The 16,536-nt window shown below is 51.1% G+C and carries 16 protein-coding genes and 1 pseudogene; 4 read left to right on the plus strand and 13 right to left on the minus strand.

The genetic code is table 11. The features are described 5' to 3' along the window. Nucleotides 1–60: 60 nt before the first annotated feature. Nucleotides 61–1,254, minus strand: a complete 1,194-nt coding sequence (locus R2K28_RS17380) for a GGDEF domain-containing protein (RefSeq protein WP_316366438.1) — start codon at nucleotides 1,252–1,254, stop codon at nucleotides 61–63. A 341-nt stretch (nucleotides 1,255–1,595) separates the two neighbouring features. Between R2K28_RS17380 and R2K28_RS17385 the strand changes: the two genes are divergently transcribed. Continuing rightward, nucleotides 1,596–2,369, plus strand: a complete 774-nt coding sequence (locus tag R2K28_RS17385) for a PEP-CTERM/exosortase system-associated acyltransferase (RefSeq protein ID WP_316366440.1) — start codon at nucleotides 1,596–1,598, stop codon at nucleotides 2,367–2,369. Continuing rightward, nucleotides 2,356–3,234: a ThiF family adenylyltransferase gene (locus R2K28_RS17390; protein WP_316366441.1), complete on the plus strand. Its 879-nt coding sequence runs from the start codon at nucleotides 2,356–2,358 to the stop codon at nucleotides 3,232–3,234. Before R2K28_RS17385 ends, R2K28_RS17390 begins: the two co-directional genes overlap by 14 nt. On the opposite strand, the gene R2K28_RS17395 is transcribed toward R2K28_RS17390, so the two are convergent. From R2K28_RS17395 to R2K28_RS17405, 3 genes and pseudogenes are all read right to left on the minus strand, one after another. After that, nucleotides 3,228–3,752, minus strand: coding sequence for a PAS domain-containing protein (locus R2K28_RS17395; RefSeq protein ID WP_316366443.1), 525 nt, complete (start codon nucleotides 3,750–3,752; stop codon nucleotides 3,228–3,230). The two genes, R2K28_RS17390 and R2K28_RS17395, sit on opposite strands and share 7 nt — an antisense overlap. A 209-nt stretch (nucleotides 3,753–3,961) precedes the next feature. Continuing rightward, a pseudogene (locus R2K28_RS17400) lies at nucleotides 3,962–5,215 on the minus strand (methyl-accepting chemotaxis protein); the annotation flags it as partial. After that, nucleotides 5,190–5,711 carry a PAS domain-containing protein gene (locus R2K28_RS17405; RefSeq protein ID WP_316366447.1) on the minus strand — a complete coding sequence of 174 codons (522 nt, stop codon included), beginning with the start codon at nucleotides 5,709–5,711 and terminating at the stop codon, nucleotides 5,190–5,192. The gene R2K28_RS17405 and the pseudogene R2K28_RS17400, both read right to left, overlap by 26 nt. 222 nt (nucleotides 5,712–5,933) lie before the next feature. On the opposite strand from R2K28_RS17405, the gene R2K28_RS17410 reads away from it, so the two are divergent. Further along, nucleotides 5,934–6,647, plus strand: coding sequence for an SIMPL domain-containing protein (locus R2K28_RS17410; protein WP_316366449.1), 714 nt, complete (start codon nucleotides 5,934–5,936; stop codon nucleotides 6,645–6,647). 194 nt (nucleotides 6,648–6,841) lie between these two features. Beyond that, the gene (locus R2K28_RS17415; protein ID WP_316366451.1) at nucleotides 6,842–7,969 is read left to right on the plus strand and encodes a methyl-accepting chemotaxis protein; all 1,128 of its coding nucleotides are present in this window, start codon (nucleotides 6,842–6,844) and stop codon (nucleotides 7,967–7,969) included. A gap of 27 nt (nucleotides 7,970–7,996) precedes the next feature. Here the strand turns inward: R2K28_RS17415 and R2K28_RS17420 are convergent, their stop codons facing one another. The 9 genes from R2K28_RS17420 to R2K28_RS17460 all read right to left on the minus strand — a co-directional run bounded on the left by R2K28_RS17420 (nucleotide 7,997) and on the right by R2K28_RS17460 (nucleotide 16,110). Next, nucleotides 7,997–8,449: a SufE family protein gene (locus R2K28_RS17420; protein ID WP_316366453.1), complete on the minus strand. Its 453-nt coding sequence runs from the start codon at nucleotides 8,447–8,449 to the stop codon at nucleotides 7,997–7,999. A 28-nt stretch (nucleotides 8,450–8,477) separates the two neighbouring features. Next, nucleotides 8,478–8,804 carry a HesB/IscA family protein gene (locus tag R2K28_RS17425; RefSeq protein ID WP_316366455.1) on the minus strand — a complete coding sequence of 109 codons (327 nt, stop codon included), beginning with the start codon at nucleotides 8,802–8,804 and terminating at the stop codon, nucleotides 8,478–8,480. 316 nt (nucleotides 8,805–9,120) lie between these two features. Continuing rightward, the gene (locus R2K28_RS17430) at nucleotides 9,121–9,447 is read right to left on the minus strand and encodes an SUF system Fe-S cluster assembly protein (protein ID WP_316366458.1); all 327 of its coding nucleotides are present in this window, start codon (nucleotides 9,445–9,447) and stop codon (nucleotides 9,121–9,123) included. A gap of 53 nt (nucleotides 9,448–9,500) precedes the next feature. Next, complete coding sequence (gene sufD / locus R2K28_RS17435) at nucleotides 9,501–10,802, minus strand: Fe-S cluster assembly protein SufD (RefSeq protein WP_316366460.1); 1,302 nt, start codon at nucleotides 10,800–10,802, stop codon at nucleotides 9,501–9,503. Further along, nucleotides 10,799–11,551: a Fe-S cluster assembly ATPase SufC gene (sufC, locus tag R2K28_RS17440; protein ID WP_316366462.1), complete on the minus strand. Its 753-nt coding sequence runs from the start codon at nucleotides 11,549–11,551 to the stop codon at nucleotides 10,799–10,801. Before sufC ends, sufD begins: the two co-directional genes overlap by 4 nt. A 35-nt stretch (nucleotides 11,552–11,586) precedes the next feature. Beyond that, on the minus strand, nucleotides 11,587–13,032 hold the full coding sequence (gene sufB / locus R2K28_RS17445) for a Fe-S cluster assembly protein SufB (protein ID WP_316366465.1): 1,446 nt from the start codon (nucleotides 13,030–13,032) through the stop codon (nucleotides 11,587–11,589). Between the two features lie 310 nt (nucleotides 13,033–13,342). After that, nucleotides 13,343–14,020, minus strand: coding sequence for a hypothetical protein (locus tag R2K28_RS17450; RefSeq protein ID WP_116445587.1), 678 nt, complete (start codon nucleotides 14,018–14,020; stop codon nucleotides 13,343–13,345). 63 nt (nucleotides 14,021–14,083) lie between these two features. Continuing rightward, nucleotides 14,084–15,460 carry an L-serine ammonia-lyase gene (locus tag R2K28_RS17455; RefSeq protein ID WP_316366468.1) on the minus strand — a complete coding sequence of 459 codons (1,377 nt, stop codon included), beginning with the start codon at nucleotides 15,458–15,460 and terminating at the stop codon, nucleotides 14,084–14,086. Between the two features lie 236 nt (nucleotides 15,461–15,696). Continuing rightward, nucleotides 15,697–16,110 carry a bacteriohemerythrin gene (locus R2K28_RS17460; protein ID WP_316366469.1) on the minus strand — a complete coding sequence of 138 codons (414 nt, stop codon included), beginning with the start codon at nucleotides 16,108–16,110 and terminating at the stop codon, nucleotides 15,697–15,699. Nucleotides 16,111–16,536 lie beyond the last annotated feature (426 nt).

The raw sequence follows: 16,536 nt of genomic DNA on the forward strand, positions 1-16,536 counted from the left end.
TTATACTATTAACCATATTGGTTATCGGGAAGAGAGGCACCTGATCCTTCCTGAAAGCAGCTAAAAACCGGAAGACTCATCCAGCGCTATCACCCACTCCATGGCCTGCCCGCCAACGCCGACGCAGCGCGCCCTGCCATTGGACTTGGCGGTATACATGCGATGGTCGGCCAGTTCGACCTGGGATTTCCAGTCTTTAAGCCTGTCCTGTTGGACTTCGGCAATACCGATACTGGCGGTGACAGGGGCGCCGTCGGGCCGATCACCAAGCCCGGCCAACATGATCCGGGTGATGACGTCATTCGCCTCTGTGTGATCCGCGGTCGGGAGTATGACAATAAACTCCTCACCACCCCAGCGAATAACGCTGTCCCCCTTTCTCACCGTATCGCGTATCTGCTGTGAAGCGACGCGTAATACGGTATCACCCGTATCATGGCCGTAGGTATCGTTGATCGCCTTGAAGTTATCCAGATCGAAATAGAGGATGGAAAGGGGCTTTTCACTCATCGTGGCGAGTCGAAACTGCAGCTCCAGTATCTCGATGCCGGCGCGTCGAGACAGCATGCCGGTCAATACATCGTAGCTGGCGTGACTTACCTGAGACAGCATGTAGCGCAGTTGGGTCATTGACGCAAACAGGGCGACACCCAACAGCAGTATCAACAGCCATACCGTAGAGACAGCCTCGGGTATCTCGGCTGAGGTCTCGGGGTATACAGAATAGCCCACCACGATGAAGATAGGTAATGCGTAGACAAGGAATTCCATTATAGCCAATGGAAACAGAGTCAATCCGGCAACCATGACAAAGGGTAACAGGGCATATATTTCGGCGAGTATCAGTGCCGTGTCGTTGAGTTGATGATCTGCAATAAAGTGGTCCGATAAGAGATAGAACAGTGGCGTCACCGCCAACATGGCGGCTAGCAGTATGCGGGCCCGCATGAGATCAGGCTCTTCCCTGGAACGCCAGGCAATGAGGGCAAAACAAACAGCCGCAAGCATACGAATCAACAGCAACTCTCGCCACAACTCAGTAGGCAGATAGAGAAGATCAATTACCGACCAGACCGGCACCAATACAGCGAATATCACACTGAAGAAAAATACCCGACTCTGCATGATCGCGGCGCGATGACACGAGATGGGTATGCCATGCTGCTTGGTTGTAAACAGCTCGTACAGCTGATCCGTGGTGTGAATTCCTAACGATTCGATCAGTGATATATACATTGCTTTAATATACTTCATCCCTACCGCATCCCACATGAACGTGGACGCTACTATAACGGTCAGATACACAAATCATTAACCATCAATCAGTTAAATAGTGACCCAGATCAAATGCCACCCGTTTTACCATCCCCCTAACGACACCTCAGCCCGCCAATGCAACTATTCCACAGCGTAGCATGCCTGCCAGCCATCGCATCGATCCCAGTCCATTCATTTGTCTACTGCACCAGGACTGACTATGGTTAAAGGATGAGAGCCCGCTTTTCTTGGCTAGCACAGGTGCTCAACCACTCAACATCGAGTACAGCTTGAAACTGTGTGACATTCGGAATTCATGCCGTATCAGGGAGAGAGGAATGGATAGAGGCTTGGTTAGGAACTTTTCGACCTACTTTAATCCCCTTTATGCTGCAACCCGACACCAAAGACGATTCAGCTATACCATTCGCTATCAGGTCTATGCGGAAGAGTTGGGCTGGGAGCCACTGAATGAGAAACGTCTTGAACGGGATGAGTGTGACGACTACGCCCATCACTGTCTGTTGGAACACAAAAGGACCGGGGATATCGCTGGTTGCGTGCGCCTGGTCATACCACCGGCCGGCAATAACCACGCCCGCCTGCCCTTTCAACTCCACGACATAGATCTCATCAGCACTGAAAATCTAAGCCGCTTCACCCAGGGCAGCGTGGGTGAGATATCTCGCTTGGCGGTACCGAGCTGCTTTCGCCGACGCGCCCATGAGGCCGGCAAACCCTTTATTCTCGATACCCATAATCCCACTCTCTTTACCGAGGAGGAGCGACGCAATTTTCCCAATATCTCCATCGGCCTCTATCTCTCGGCCATCGCCATGGTGGATATATGTAACCTGGATCTGGTCCTGGTGGTGATGGAACCCAGGTTACAGCGTCATCTAAAACGTTACGGTTTGCAGTTCCAGCAGATCAGCACTCCGTTTGAGCTGAGAGGTGAACGGGCCCTGTATGAATTGCCAGGCAGTGAATTGACACAGCATATGAATCCGCAGATCCGCACGCTCTACGATTTCATTCACGACGAACTGGAAAACCAACCCTGGCAGCGACCAATGTTGTCCGGCGACAGGCAGCGCAATGAACCGATTTGACTACCAGACCGCTTTTTCGCGCACCGTTGGCTGGGTAACGGAGGCAGAGCTGCAACGACTGCGTAACTCCCGCGTCGCCATCGCAGGCTTGGGTGGGGTCGGAGGCAGCCATTTATTGACCCTGACCCGGCTTGGCGTGGGTGGCTTCAACCTGGCAGACTTTGATAGTTTCGCGCTGGAAAACTTCAATCGCCAGGCCGGGGCAAACCTCAATACAATCGACAGTCCGAAACTCAACGTGCTGCAGGAGATGGCCCTGTCGATCAATCCGGAACTTGATATCAGGCAATTCCCCGCGGGAGTGTATCCGGCCCAAGCGGAGGCGTTCCTGATGGATTGCGACCTCTATCTGGATGGGCTTGATTTCTTCGCTATCGAGGCAAGACGAGCGATCTTTGCCGCCTGCGACAAATTGAACATCGCTGCGGTAACCGCCGCCCCCCTGGGAATGGGCTCGGCGCTGTTGAATTTCTTACCCGGCGGGATGACCTTCGAGGATTATTTTCAGCTGGAGGGAATCAGCGAGTATCGGCAATACCTGCGATTTTTGGTCGGCCTGGCACCGGCGGCGCTTCACGCCAGCTACCTTGTACTACCCGAGCGTATCGACCTGGTGGCCAAGCGGGGACCTTCGACTCCGATGGGATGCGAATTGTGCGCGGGATTTGCCGCCTCTCAGGTATTGAAAATCCTGCTTGGCCGGGGAAAGGTCATCGCCGCCCCCTGGGGGCTGCAGTTCGACGCCTACCGTAACCGCCTGCGTCGTACCTGGCGCCCCGGAGGCAATCGTCATCCCCTGCAACGCCTGGCTATCTGGCTTGGGGAGCGTAAGCTCTCGCTGCCCCATGGCAATCGATATCACTGACCGAGTGTATGAATGAACTCCGCATAGGTCGTATTCTTGCTTTTCAACAGATCCATCAACCACTGCATCGATACATCCGGGGCATCCCGTGCACCCGCTTGCCGCTCAATACTCATCATTTCCTGATAGATTGGTGAAATAGCCTCAACGCCTTGCTTGCTGGGTTTGCGACGTACCGAAAAATAGCCGATAGGATTCATCTTGCTGTCGTAATCAATGGTGACGTTCGCATAGACCCAATAGTAATCACCATTTTTCGCCATGTTCTTGACATAGGCGAAACACTCCTGACCCGACTCGATCACGCTCCACAGAAGACGAAAAACCCCTCTCGGCATGTCGGGGTGACGAATAATATTGTGTTGCACCCCAAGCAGTTCAAATTCGCTATAACCGGCAATCTGCATAAAGATCCGGTTGGCGTAGGTGATGCGACCTTTCAAATCGGTCTTCGAGACGATGAAATCGCTCTCCTGCATGATGATTTCACGATTAGTCGGATTGATGGCTCGCTTCATGGCCCTACCTATCAACTATGTTTTTCAAAAATCATGGCATCGATGCGATCCATCACCTTGTCGCTTGCGCGCTCCATCTCCCTATAGGTTTCGATGATCTCTTTTTGCAGTTGTTGGTCCTGCTGCCAATCTTGTTTGAGATGATCGAGTGCGACATGCCCAAAGCTGTGCACTGCTTCATGGGGCGACTCAAGCTCCCTGAAGGCATTCAGGTGGCCGAAGTTTTCATTGCCTATACCTTCGTAGTACCACTTACCTAGTCGGCAACCATGATGATTCACCAACACCGCCTGGGCATCAGGATTATCGGCCCCGGCATAAAATGATTTATAGGCCTTCTGCTTGTAGATCATGTGATCCACCTTGATCAGGGATGCATAGCAGATGTCATGGGCGTAGTTGACCGAGGTATAGGTCTTGCGTGCCCGATCCGCGAAGAGATTGAAACTGGTATTCATCTCCTCCACAGCCTGTTGCACATGATTTGCCATATCCAGCATTTCCTCGGAGTTGGCCTGCATCACTGTGGTTTCACTCTGAAAGGTAGTTACCACCTCGCTAATTTCATCTGTCGCCTTCTTGGTGCTCTCCGCCAGCTTTTTCACCTCGTCTGCGACCACCGCGAAACCCCGGCCATGTTCGCCGGCACGCGCCGCCTCGATAGAGGCATTCAGCGCAAGCAGATTTGTCTTGTCGGCGATCTCGCCGATCATACGCAGGATGCCGGTAATCTCATCACTCATGCTATTGAGTTTTGCCATGGTCTCATGGCTCTGCTCTATCAGCCCCAAGGTTCTGGTCTGGGATTCGACAACCTGGGATACCGCCCCTTGATTCTCCTGGGCCTTCTGCATATTGTCTGTAGCGATGCCTGAAACCTTCTGCATCTCGTCGGTGATGCTAGTCAGGTCATTCTGGCTCAGCAACAGGTTGCTCATAGTCTGGCCAGTATTCAGTTGCTGTAACTCCGCAGCCATCTCATTCTGCTTGATATAGGCCGCGTTGCTCGACATTGCATCCAGAGACTCATTGATCCGTGCCAATGTCTTCTCCAATTCGCCATGCAGGCCCACCGGCAAGGTGCGGCGGTAATAGTGACCTTGAGAGACCAATTCAAAACTGGTTTTGACCTCTCTGAAAAATGTCTCCAGCTGATCCAGGGACTCGTTCAGGTTCCATGCGATGTGCCCGGCCTCCCCCATCCAAGGGACCTTGGTTATGCGCGAACTGAACTCTCCGCTGAGCATCTCCGTGAGCACCCGGTCGATCTCCCGCATGACATAGAACGGCGCCTTCATCCGATGTCCAATTACCAGGGCCATAGCGATGGAGAGCAGGGGAAATATCCAGATCCAGTGTTGATAACCATCCAACAGTAGGACCGAAAACAGGGTTAATAGATTTAGGGTTACGAATACCGCAACATAGACCTTCAGCCTAGTGGCTAAGTATAAACGATTCATAACTATCAAATCCTTGTTCATCAATTACTTGATTCAACAACGCGGATGATGCATCGAGGGCGCCCCTCGTACCGGCTTGCTGCTCGGCTTGAAGCAGCTGTCTGTAGAGCTGTGCAAAGTAATCTACCGCTTGCTGATTCGGTTTTCTACGCACGGAGAAATATCCCACAATTTCATCATGCCTATTTAAATCGGGTGTTACATTTGCAAATACCCAGTAGTGATCACCATTTTTACATATATTTTTCACATAGGCGAAACACTCATCACCTTTGGCGATGACATCCCAAAGCTTCTTGAAGATACCGCGAGGCATATCCGGATGGCGAATGATATTATGCTGCTTGCCTAGCAGGTCCGCCTCAACGAATCCGCTAATGCGCATGAATTCCCGGTTAACATAGATTATCCTCCCATTGATATCGGTTTTTGAAACGATAAATTCTTTGTTATTCAAAAATACTTCCCTGCCTGTGGGCACGATGTTTCCTTTCATTTCCCTTCCTTTTGAGTATCAACTTTTCCTCTATACTCCAATCGGCCCTGTAGTATTTTATAGCGCCTGGCAAGCGCGTAACTTTAACCCCGAATGGGCTAAAATGTGAGCGGTATTTCTCCCCCTAAAGAGGTAAAATTCATCACATCTCTTTGCCGCGGAACAGCCAGCAGATTGGCTAAAATAGACGCATTCAGCATAAACACTGGAGGTTGTAAGACCATGCCGGGCCTACGAAACCTGTTTTTCTCTCTCCTCGCCTGCCTCAACCTGGCTGCATCACCATTCCCCCTGGCCGCAGAGGAGCAAAGTCTCCACTACGACCGCATTCAACTCCACAGCAGCGCTACGGCGGAAGTGGAGAACGACACCCTGATCGCGGTTCTCTATGCGCAGAAGGAGGGAAGTGACCCCGGAGTATTGACAGATAGCGTCAACCAACTGATCGCCCAGGCCATCAGCGAAGCAAAGGGCAGAGAAGGAATCAAGGTACAGACCCTGGGTTATCAGACCTCGCCGATCTATCAACAGCAGAGATTTACTGGCTGGCGCGTACGTCAATCGATCCGCCTGCAGAGTATGCACAGCGATAAACTGAGCATTTTACTCAACAAGCTGCAGTCAACCCTGGCCCTGGAGTCCATCAGCTATGCAATCTCACCGGCACAGCGGGAAAAAGTGGAGGAGTCACTGACCCTGCAGGCGATCGATGCGTTCCGCCGACGCGCTGACTTGGTGACAAAGCAGTTTGGTCGCAGTCAGTACCGTCTGGTGGATATGACGATTCAGAGTTCGGACAGACCCATTCAACCAGTTCGTATGCGCGCCAGCATGATGGCCAGGGAGGGGACCTCAACTGCGCCCACCCTCGCGGCCGGCAGCCAGACTCTGCGTATCGGAGTCACGGGAACAATCGAGCTCCAGATAGAGCAGTAACCACCTAGGTTCAATACAAGGCATAGCGAAATCATCTAAGAACCGATTCTCCTAGGCTCGATCTCACTGTTTTTTGTCACATTTATACAACTCCATGACTTTTTAGTCCTCAATTTTTAAATGTAATGGTCGCTAATAGAGTATTGAAGTAAGCAAAACCCCAGATAATCAATCCTGTCCAATCGAGAATCCTGATGTTTGGTATATCCAGTAAGAAACAACTATCCCAGTTACAACAACAACTGGCGGAAAAAACCACTGAGATCGAATCGCAAGCTGCACAAATCACCACACTCAAGAAACAGAATGAGGAATTGCATCAACGGATTGAAGAGGAGACGAATGAGTTCAAAGTGCAGCAACAGGTGCTGGGGAACTTCTCCACACTGAGTAACTCCTTCAATGAGCTTCAACACTCATTGTTGCACACTGCGACGAATATAAAAGATGAAAAGGTCAATGCGATCCGCGGTTCTGAGATATCGACCCAGGCAATAGCCAGTGTCGAGGTAATGAACAGCGAAATCGAAAACGTAACCCAAATCTCCCAACAGAGTGCCGAGAGCGTCGACAAACTCGGTACCATTGCCGGAAATATCAGTAATTTCGTCAGTATCATTCAAGGCATATCGGAGCAGACCAATCTGCTGGCGTTGAATGCGGCAATCGAGGCGGCCCGGGCAGGTGAGATGGGACGGGGATTTGCTGTAGTTGCGGATGAAGTTCGCAGTCTGGCAGGGCGTACCCGAGAAGCCACCACGGAGATTGCCGCCCTGGTCGACACCATTACCCAGGAGACCAAGCAATCAATGGACACCATGGCCTCGGTGATGGATGTGACAAGCAACTTCCAGAATCAAGTATCTCAATCGATTGAAACAATCAAACAGCAATTTGACCTTTCGAAATCCATGGAAGTCGCCATCTCTTCTACTTCACTGCGCTCCTTTGTAGAACTGGCAAAATTCGACCACCTGGTTTTCAAGTTCGGTATCTATAAGGCCTTCCTTGGTCTTACAGAGCTTTCTTCGGATTCACTCTCAGACCACAGAAACTGCCGTCTGGGCCAATGGTATTACCAGGGTGAAGGAGTCTCATGCTTCTCCAATCTTCCTGGTTATAAGGATATCGAAGCCCCCCATCTACAGGTTCATAAATATGGCAAACAGGCTCTGATCGATCTTGAATCAGGAGATATGCAAGCCGGTATTAATAATATTGCACTGATGGAAGAGACCAGCATGCAGGTGATTTCAAACCTGGAGAACCTCGCCCATGCCGCAGAGTCTGATGCAGGCATTCTTTGTTCAGATGATCTTTAGCACAATCCGCGAAGGCAAAGGTACGCGCTAAGAGAATACTCTCGACTCGAGTTTTGATGGCTCAACTTTCGAGAGGGCTTCGGCCCTCTCGATCATTTTCTCCTTGATCGCATAGATACCCACATGCCGGTTAGGACTGAGATGCTCCTCGAGTTTAAGGCGTCTGAATAGTGAATCCACATCCATCGAACAGATCTCGTTCAGGGTGCGATGTGAAAGCAGGTCTATCAAAAGAGCAAGCACTCCTTTGATGATCGCAGTATCGCAATCACCTTTAAAATAGATCAGCGAGGAATCGTCTTTCTCCCGATGTGCGGATACATGTACGGTGCTCATGCAGGGTTTGACCCAGTTCTCTTCCACCTTCAACGCATCCGGCATTGGTAACAGAGACTCTCCCAACTCAATGAGATATTGATAACGTGCGTCCCATTCGTCAAAAAAATCAAAATTCTCCACAATTTCGTCAATATCAATCATCCAGCTCTCCAAACATTAAGCCAGTTGTTCACACACTGAACGACTCACCACAACCACACTGATCCTTTATATTTGGATTGATAAACTCGAAGCCCTCGTTGAGCATATTCGCCTTGACATAATCCACTGTCATCCCGTCGAGCATCGGCAGACTCTCAACATCGATAACTATCTTCACACCCTGGGATTCGAACAATCGATCCGCATCTTCCACCTGTTCCGCATAGTCGACTACATAAGCAAAACCGGTGCAGCCACTCTTCCTGGTACCCAGACGCAAACCAATTGCCCCATCTCGATGCGACAACATCGATTTAACGTGCCCTGCGGCACTATCTGTCAGTTGAATTGCCATACACACCTCTCTAACAAGCTAATCCTTGGATCCCAAACAGCTTTGGGACTTACTATGAACCAGCCATTACATAACTGAGCTCTTACAATATTGAGTTATGAGTTTTGAGTGAAGGTGTTCGCTTCGCTCACGTCTCCTTTAAACTCCCACATTTCAGTTTTCTAGCGTATAACAGGTCGATCGCAACCAAGGAAAGATAGACTTGCTACAAATAACTCAAAACTAAAAACTCATAACTAAAAACTTTTCAGCGCCTGCATGATATCCACAACCACCTTCCGAGAACTGGCTCAGCCGCCTTGTCTGTAATATTCATTCAAAGCAGTCCGAGCTGAAACTTGGCTTCTTCACTCAGCCGCTCCTGGCTCCAGGGAGGCTGCCACACCACCCTGACGGTGGCATCCGTGACCCCTGGTACCGCATCGATCACCCTGCCAACCTCGTGCGGCAAGGTGCCTGCGACCGGGCAGGCAGGAGCAGTCAGTGTCATGTCTACCTCTACCCTGCCCTGTGCATCCACTTCCAGGCGATAGATCAAACCCAAGTCATAGATGTTAACCGGTATCTCCGGATCATAAATAGTACTCAAGGCCTCGATCAACGCTTCACGAGTGGGTAGTGTTCCACTGTTTGTTTCACTCACTTGCCAACACCTTCATTCGCTTATTCGGCCGGTTGAGTTCTGCCGTCTGAAACTCAAAACCGCATCCTGCGTGCAATATCATTGCCGACCTGTTCACGTAGGGATTCTGTCTCAAACTTGTCGATGATTTCGCTGGCAAAACCGAGACACAACAAGCGCCGTGCATGAAGTTCATCTACTCCCCGGGAGCGTAGATAGAACAGCGCTTGTTCATCCAACTGCCCGACAGTGGTACCGTGACTGCACTGCACATCATCGGCCAGGATGACCAATTGCGGTTTGGTGTCGACCTCGGCCCTGTTGGAAAGCATCAGATTGGCATTATGCAGATCCGCCTGACTCTTCTGCGCATCGGCCCTCACCCGGATCAAACCATCAAACACCGCCCTTCCGGCCCCATACAGAATACCTTTGAAATTCTCACGGCTGTTGCAACGGGGCACCTCATGATCAATATCCAGGTGGAAATCTGTCATCTGACCATCACCCGCCAAGTAGAGACCGTCAACTTCACACACCGCCCCCTCACCTGAGAAACTGCTATGCAGATGGGTACGTGACCATACCCCGCCCAAGGCGGCGTTCACACCCGCATAGTGGGCACCACTCCTCAAACCGACATGCAGGTCACAAAGATGGTAGGCATGACTGCTCTCCTGTTGTACCCGCTGGTGGTTCAGGGTTGCCCCCTGAGCCAGGTTGATCTCGCAAACGATATTGTTGAAGTAGTCAATCTCATCGCCTGCATTCAGATAGCGTTCTATGAGGCTGAATGACGCATCCGCTTCCACCTCGATGAGATGACGTATCTGCCTTGCATGCCCGGTTCTCTCTGCGGTTGTTATGTGCAACAACTCAATGGGTTGTTCAATCACAACACCCGGTGATAGTTGGATCACTGCACCATCCTGATGGGTCGCCATGTTGATGGCGGCAAAGGCGTGTTCCCCCATACCGGAGAGGTTACCCACCGATCTGAGCACCGACTGATCAGCAGTGGCCATCGCGGTACGCAGACTTTGGATCTTAAAACCAGGCTGTTCGCCGCCTGTGGACAGTCGCGGGTGGTAGATACCGTCTACGAACACCAGGCGTGCCGCCATCGGCTCCTCAAGCATCTCATTGATGACTACATCGGCAGGCGAAGTTTGTGCATGGGGTGTTGATATATACCCCTTTTGCAACAATCCCTCCACACTCGTATAGCGCCAGGCCTCTTGGCGGGTATTGGGAAAACCCAGTTTGACCATCCGTTCCAGCGCAGCCTGACGCTGCTCGATGAGCCAATCCCCTTGCTGTTGGGGCAGGCCATCGATGCTAAGCTGTAGCGTATCTCGGCAGCTGTGCAGATTCATGCCGCCTCCTCATCCAGCAGCCAGCCATAACCCTTCTCTTCCAACTCCAAGGCCAACTCCTTGCCACCGGAACGAATGATACGGCCAGCAGCCAGGACATGGACAAAGTCGGGTTGAATATAGTCCAGCAGCCGCTGATAGTGGGTCACCACCAGCAACGCCCGTTCTTTGGAACGCAACATGTTCACGCCATCCGCAACTGTTCGCAACGCATCGATATCGAGTCCCGAATCGGTCTCATCCATAATGGCCAGTCGAGGCTCAAGCATGACCATCTGTAAAATCTCGTTACGCTTTTTTTCACCCCCCGAGAACCCGGCATTCACAGAGCGTTTCAGCAGTTTCTCATCCAGCTTAACCTGCTTGGCTCTGGCTCGTACCAGTTTCATGAAGTTGACCGCGTTGATCTCCTCCTCGCCATTCGCCTTGCGTATGGCATTCATCGATTCCCGCAAAAAGGTCATATTGTTCACACCAGGCAACTCCACCGGATATTGCATTGCCAGGAACAGGCCTCTATGGGACCGCTCTTCGACCTTAAGATCCAGCAGATTCTCACCCATGTAACTCACTTCGCCGTCGGTTACACGATAGCCATCCCGTCCTGCAAGGATATGAGCCAGGGTGCTTTTACCTGATCCGTTGGGCCCCATGATGGCATGCACCTCACCCGCATTGATGTGTAGATCGATCCCTTTCAGGATCGTCTTATCTTCCACACTGGCGTGTAAATTCTTTATCGTTAACATCGAAACCTCACCTGTTAATTACCATCCTGAATGCCTCAACCCACTGCGCCTTCCAGGCTCACTGCAAGCAGTTTCTGCGCCTCGACAGCAAACTCCATCGGCAGTTCATTGAAGACCTCTTTACAGAAACCATTGATGATCATCGACACCGCATCCTCATCCGTGAGCCCCCGTTGCCGGCAGTAGAAGAGCTGATCCTCACTTACCTTTGACGTGGTTGCCTCATGCTCCACCTGGGCGGTAGGGTTCTTCACCTCGATATAGGGAAAGGTATGGGCGCTGCAACGGTCACCGATCAGCAGGGAATCACATTGGGTGTGATTGCGTGCGTTCTCCGCCTTGGCCGCGATCCTCACCAGGCCCCGGTAGGCATTGCTGCCCTGCATCGCCGAGATACCCTTGGACACGATCGTGCTGCGGCTGTTGTTGCCGATGTGAATCATCTTGGTACCGGTATCCGCCTGCTGTCGACCCTTGGTCACAGCCACTGAATAGAACTCACCCACACTGTCATCCCCACGCAGGATACAGCTGGGATACTTCCAGGTGACTGCAGACCCTGTTTCGACCTGGGTCCAGGAGATATGCGCACGGTCACCACGGCAATCACCCCGCTTGGTCACGAAGTTATAGATTCCACCACGCCCCTCACTGTCACCCGGGTACCAGTTTTGCACCGTCGAATACTTGATTTTCGCATCCTCCATCGCCACCAACTCCACCACAGCGGCATGCAGTTGATTTTCATCCCGCATCGGTGCGGTGCAACCTTCCAGGTAGCTTACCTGGCTTGCCTCTTCGGCGATGATGAGGGTACGTTCGAACTGTCCTGTCTGCGCCTCGTTGATACGGAAATAGGTAGACAACTCCATCGGGCAACAGACACCCTTGGGTATGTAGACAAAGGTACCGTCACTGAATACCGCACTGTTCAGAGCGGCAAAGAAGTTGTCTTTGTAGGGAACCACCGTACCCATGTACCGCTGTACGAGTTCCGGATATTCGCGAACCGCCTCCGACATGGAACAGAAGATTACACCCGCTTCAGCCAAGGTCTCACGAAATGTGGTCACCACCGAAACGCTGTCAAAGACCGCATCCACCGCCACCCCGGCTAGCGCCTTCTGCTCGTCAAGAGGTATCCCCAGCTTTTCGTAGGTGGCCAAAAGGTCCGGATCCACCTCATCAAGACTCGCCAGTTGAGGCTTTTTCTTCGGTGAGGAGTAGTAGGAGATGGCCTGAAAGTCGATCGCGGGATGACGAATCGCCGCCCAGTCCGGTTGCTGCATGCCCAACCAGTGGTGATAGGCCTGGAGTCGCTTTTCAAGCATCCAATCGGGCTCGCCTTTGCGTGCCGAAATGGTACGAATGACAGTTTCATCCAAGCCAGGTGGCAGGGTATCCGATTCGATCTCAGTTACGAATCCCTCGGTATAACCCGACTGTATAAGACCTTCAACGTTGCTATCGGCTAGGCCCATCTCACATCTCCACTGAGATAGACCGTCGTGGCTGATCGAGCACAGGAGGTTTGGGATAAATATTGTGGGAATAGGTTCATTTTCACTACCCTTGGCCAGCAATGGCCGACTACTGAAACTGCAATAACACAGTAATATAGTCAGGTATTGTAATTTGCAAGGGTTATACCCAAGAGAAATTCAAGGTAATCACTGCTGCCAAATTGAGACAGTTAAAAAGAAAATCATGAAAAACAAGTACTAAAGGAAAAAAACACTCATCTATCCAGGTCTCATACCCCAGTTGCGCGATGGTTTCCCGGTGACTTGATCAGGCGTCGAGTATGGTTTTGACACCCTCTGAAACCAGCCTTTCGTAGAGGAATTTCTGTTTGCCGTCGAGATCGACACCCATCCCGCTGAGCATGGCAAACAGATCATCGATAATGATCTCTGAGATGTGCTGCCCATTGTGCAGCGAGCCTTCAAGATCGTTGTTCATGGCCAGCATACAGGCAAGCGCCCCAATCACCTTCAGGGTAACCTCATCCTTGACAATAATTGGCTTGGAGTGAGATTCCGACTCCGGGAGCTGAATACCATATTCATCGCACACGCGGCTTAAATCGGAGTGAATGAAGTGGATCTCATTCGGGTAATTGAACTCATTATCCAGTTCACCCTTTCCCTCACCAATGACAAGCTCTTCGTCGAAAACCAAAAACTTCTGAAACAGATCTTCACGAACCACACCATTGATGGTGATGTTATGATCGATGATGGCACTGCTGTAGGTGACGGGGAGCTGCTTGTGCAGCTCACTGACATCGGTGGGGTAGAGTTTTAGATAACCATCCACATAGACCCTGTCGAAATTCCCGCTCTCCACCTCAACGGAAGCAAATCCATTGAAATGAAAATAGAGTTCGTCGAGCTCCTTCAGGAAACGGCTGTCACCGACATATTCACAGGCCTGTGCCCAACTGTAGAAAATTCCCTGTTCGTTCATGAGCCTTATCTAACATCCTTTATTGGTCAGATTCAACATATTCATTCCTGCCATGTACCAATTTCAGCACTCAACCAGATTGACTGCCAAGCCACCCCTCGATGTCTCTTTGTATTTGGTTTTCATATCCGCACCGGTCTCACGCATGGTCTTGATGACCTTATCCAGGGACACAAAATGTGAACCGTCGCCCCGCAATGCCATACGCGCTGCATTTATCGCTTTTACCGCACCCATGGCATTCCGCTCGATGCACGGCACCTGTACCAGTCCACCTACCGGATCGCAGGTTAATCCCAGATTGTGCTCCATCCCTATCTCAGCAGCATTTTCCACCTGGCGCGGTGTACCGCCCAGCACCTCTGTCAATGCACCCGCTGCCATGGAACAGGCTGCACCAACCTCACCCTGACATCCCACCTCCGCACCGGAGATGGAGGCATTCTCTTTGTAGAGGATACCGATTGCTCCGGCGCAAAGCAGGAAACGGATCACACCCTCTTCTGTTGCACCCGGTGAATACCGCCAAAAGTAGTGGAGTACCGCAGGAATAATCCCGGCGGCGCCATTGGTGGGAGCAGTTACCACCCGGCCACCAGCGGCATTCTCCTCGTTGACCGCAAGGGCATACAGATTAACCCAGTCCATGGTGCCGAGGGGAACCTGATTGAGCTCCGCATCATGACTGAGCTGTCTGTAGAGCCGCGGGGCACGCCGCTTGACCTTCAATCCACCCGGTAATACACCTTCGCTTCTGCAACCTTGCTCCACGCACTGTTGCATGACGCCCCATATGCGTAACAATTGCTCGCGTATCGCCGCTTCATCACGCCATGCCTTTTCATTCTCCAGCATCAACTGGCTGATGGACAACCCTTGCTCATCACAGACATGCAATAACTCTTCACCACTATGGAAAGGGAATTTCAGTACAGTGTTATCCTCGCTGAGAACAACCTCCCCTTGTGCATTCTCCTCAACTACAAAACCACCTCCTATAGAATAAAAATGGTTTTGAAATAGTTTCTCGCCCTTGTCATCAAAGGCTGAGAACTGCATGCCGTTGGCATGCAGTTTAAGCTGTTTCTTTCGATGAAACTGGAGATCCTTCTCCATATCGAAGTGCAGACTCAAACCGCTGCTCAGCGTTACTTGTTGCTGCTCCCGAACCGCATCGATACGCTGCGCAATGGTGTGTACATCCACCGTGGAGGGTGCCTCTCCCATCAATCCAAGCAACAGTGCCTTGTCCGTACCATGCCCCTTGCCGGTCGCGCCCAATGACCCAAAGAGTTCAATTTGCACTCTTTTCGTGGCGTTTAAATGACCATTATCTGAGAGGATTTCCACGAATCGTTTGGCGGCCAGCATCGGCCCAACGGTATGGGAACTGGAAGGACCAATGCCAATTTTAAAGAGATCGAAAACGCTGATTGCCATGTCGATAATCTCCTCACAAACTCAAGGCACTTGGTTTTCCCTGTGACCGACTAGCAGAGGTACAACCAGAACAGCATCACACACCAACCAGATCATATCTCAAGGCTTATCTCGCTGAAACCGTAAAAACCCTTTGAGATATAGAGGAGACAGGGGTGGATTGAAACGAGGTGGCAGGGATCGACTGCACTCCGAATACCAACGAACTCTATTTTTAAATTAACTCATCCCACCAGTCATTTGGCGTTTAAATAGTGGGCGATATCCAAATCACTCTCAATGACATGATCGATAAGCCAATACTTGAGCGAGGTCAGGGTTTCAATATCAAAATCCCGTTTCCCTTCCTCTATCTCGCGTATCAGATCCTTTAACTCCGCCTGCAACAGTGCGTGTTCCCGATGGTGCCTGGTGACATGAGGATAGTCGTGAGCGCGCATAAAGGCCTCCTCATCCCTGAAATGTTGTCGAGTCTCTTCCTGAAGTTGCAAAACCAGCTCCATTCCGCCACCGTTACCGGCACTGCCCGATCCAGCCGCGTTGATCAGATCGGCGGTCTGATTGACCAGTTCGACCAAGCGCAGGTGTTGTTGATCGATTTCATCTATCCCCAGATACCAGTCATCGCGCCAACTCAGAAATTTCTTCATGGAACTGCCACCGAAAAATAATAGAGTCCTGTATCAATAAGACATCCTGATGTTACCCCAACACCTCAAACCCACTGAAAGCATCCTCAAGGCCCAGGCAGCCACTCACATAAATATGCTTACGAAATACTCCATGCAATGCCATTTCAATACCACTCCTGCCTACTTACAGCACTCTAAGTGTCAATTCAATAGTTACTTTAGCAGCTGACCCGACCAGCATTGCACAAGTGCATTGGCAACGCCCAAAAAGTAGTGCATAAGGTTTCAGGGCGGGTGTAATCTCGAGATGGTTTGACTCTGCCCTATACAGGATTCATTCGTAAGTATTAATATTATTATACATCCCTCATTAACACCCTGGTGATGGCTGGTACAATTGCCACACCTGGGCTACGCAAGCATGTAGAATATGTCCCGCAGGCT

The organism is Candidatus Thiodiazotropha sp. CDECU1 (assembly GCF_963455295.1).
GTDB lineage: Bacteria > Pseudomonadota > Gammaproteobacteria > Chromatiales > Chromatiaceae > Thiodiazotropha.

Bases quoted from the DNA above. Each gene is read 5' to 3' on its own strand.
- sufB (WP_316366465.1), bottom strand. From the start codon at position 13,032: ATGGGCCTAGCCGATAGCAACGTTGAAGGTCTTATACAGTCGGGTTAT.
- R2K28_RS17380 (WP_316366438.1), bottom strand. From the start codon at position 1,254: ATGAAGTATATTAAAGCAATGTATATATCACTGATCGAATCGTTAGGA.
- R2K28_RS17415 (WP_316366451.1), top strand. From the start codon at position 6,842: ATGTTTGGTATATCCAGTAAGAAACAACTATCCCAGTTACAACAACAA.
- R2K28_RS17420 (WP_316366453.1), bottom strand. From the start codon at position 8,449: ATGATTGATATTGACGAAATTGTGGAGAATTTTGATTTTTTTGACGAA.
- R2K28_RS17395 (WP_316366443.1), bottom strand. From the start codon at position 3,752: ATGAAGCGAGCCATCAATCCGACTAATCGTGAAATCATCATGCAGGAG.
- sufC (WP_316366462.1), bottom strand. From the start codon at position 11,551: ATGTTAACGATAAAGAATTTACACGCCAGTGTGGAAGATAAGACGATC.
- sufD (WP_316366460.1), bottom strand. From the start codon at position 10,802: ATGAATCTGCACAGCTGCCGAGATACGCTACAGCTTAGCATCGATGGC.
- R2K28_RS17410 (WP_316366449.1), top strand. From the start codon at position 5,934: ATGCCGGGCCTACGAAACCTGTTTTTCTCTCTCCTCGCCTGCCTCAAC.
- R2K28_RS17425 (WP_316366455.1), bottom strand. From the start codon at position 8,804: ATGGCAATTCAACTGACAGATAGTGCCGCAGGGCACGTTAAATCGATG.
- R2K28_RS17390 (WP_316366441.1), top strand. From the start codon at position 2,356: ATGAACCGATTTGACTACCAGACCGCTTTTTCGCGCACCGTTGGCTGG.
- R2K28_RS17460 (WP_316366469.1), bottom strand. From the start codon at position 16,110: ATGAAGAAATTTCTGAGTTGGCGCGATGACTGGTATCTGGGGATAGAT.
- R2K28_RS17455 (WP_316366468.1), bottom strand. From the start codon at position 15,460: ATGGCAATCAGCGTTTTCGATCTCTTTAAAATTGGCATTGGTCCTTCC.
- R2K28_RS17405 (WP_316366447.1), bottom strand. From the start codon at position 5,711: ATGAAAGGAAACATCGTGCCCACAGGCAGGGAAGTATTTTTGAATAAC.
- R2K28_RS17385 (WP_316366440.1), top strand. From the start codon at position 1,596: ATGGATAGAGGCTTGGTTAGGAACTTTTCGACCTACTTTAATCCCCTT.
- R2K28_RS17450 (WP_116445587.1), bottom strand. From the start codon at position 14,020: ATGAACGAACAGGGAATTTTCTACAGTTGGGCACAGGCCTGTGAATAT.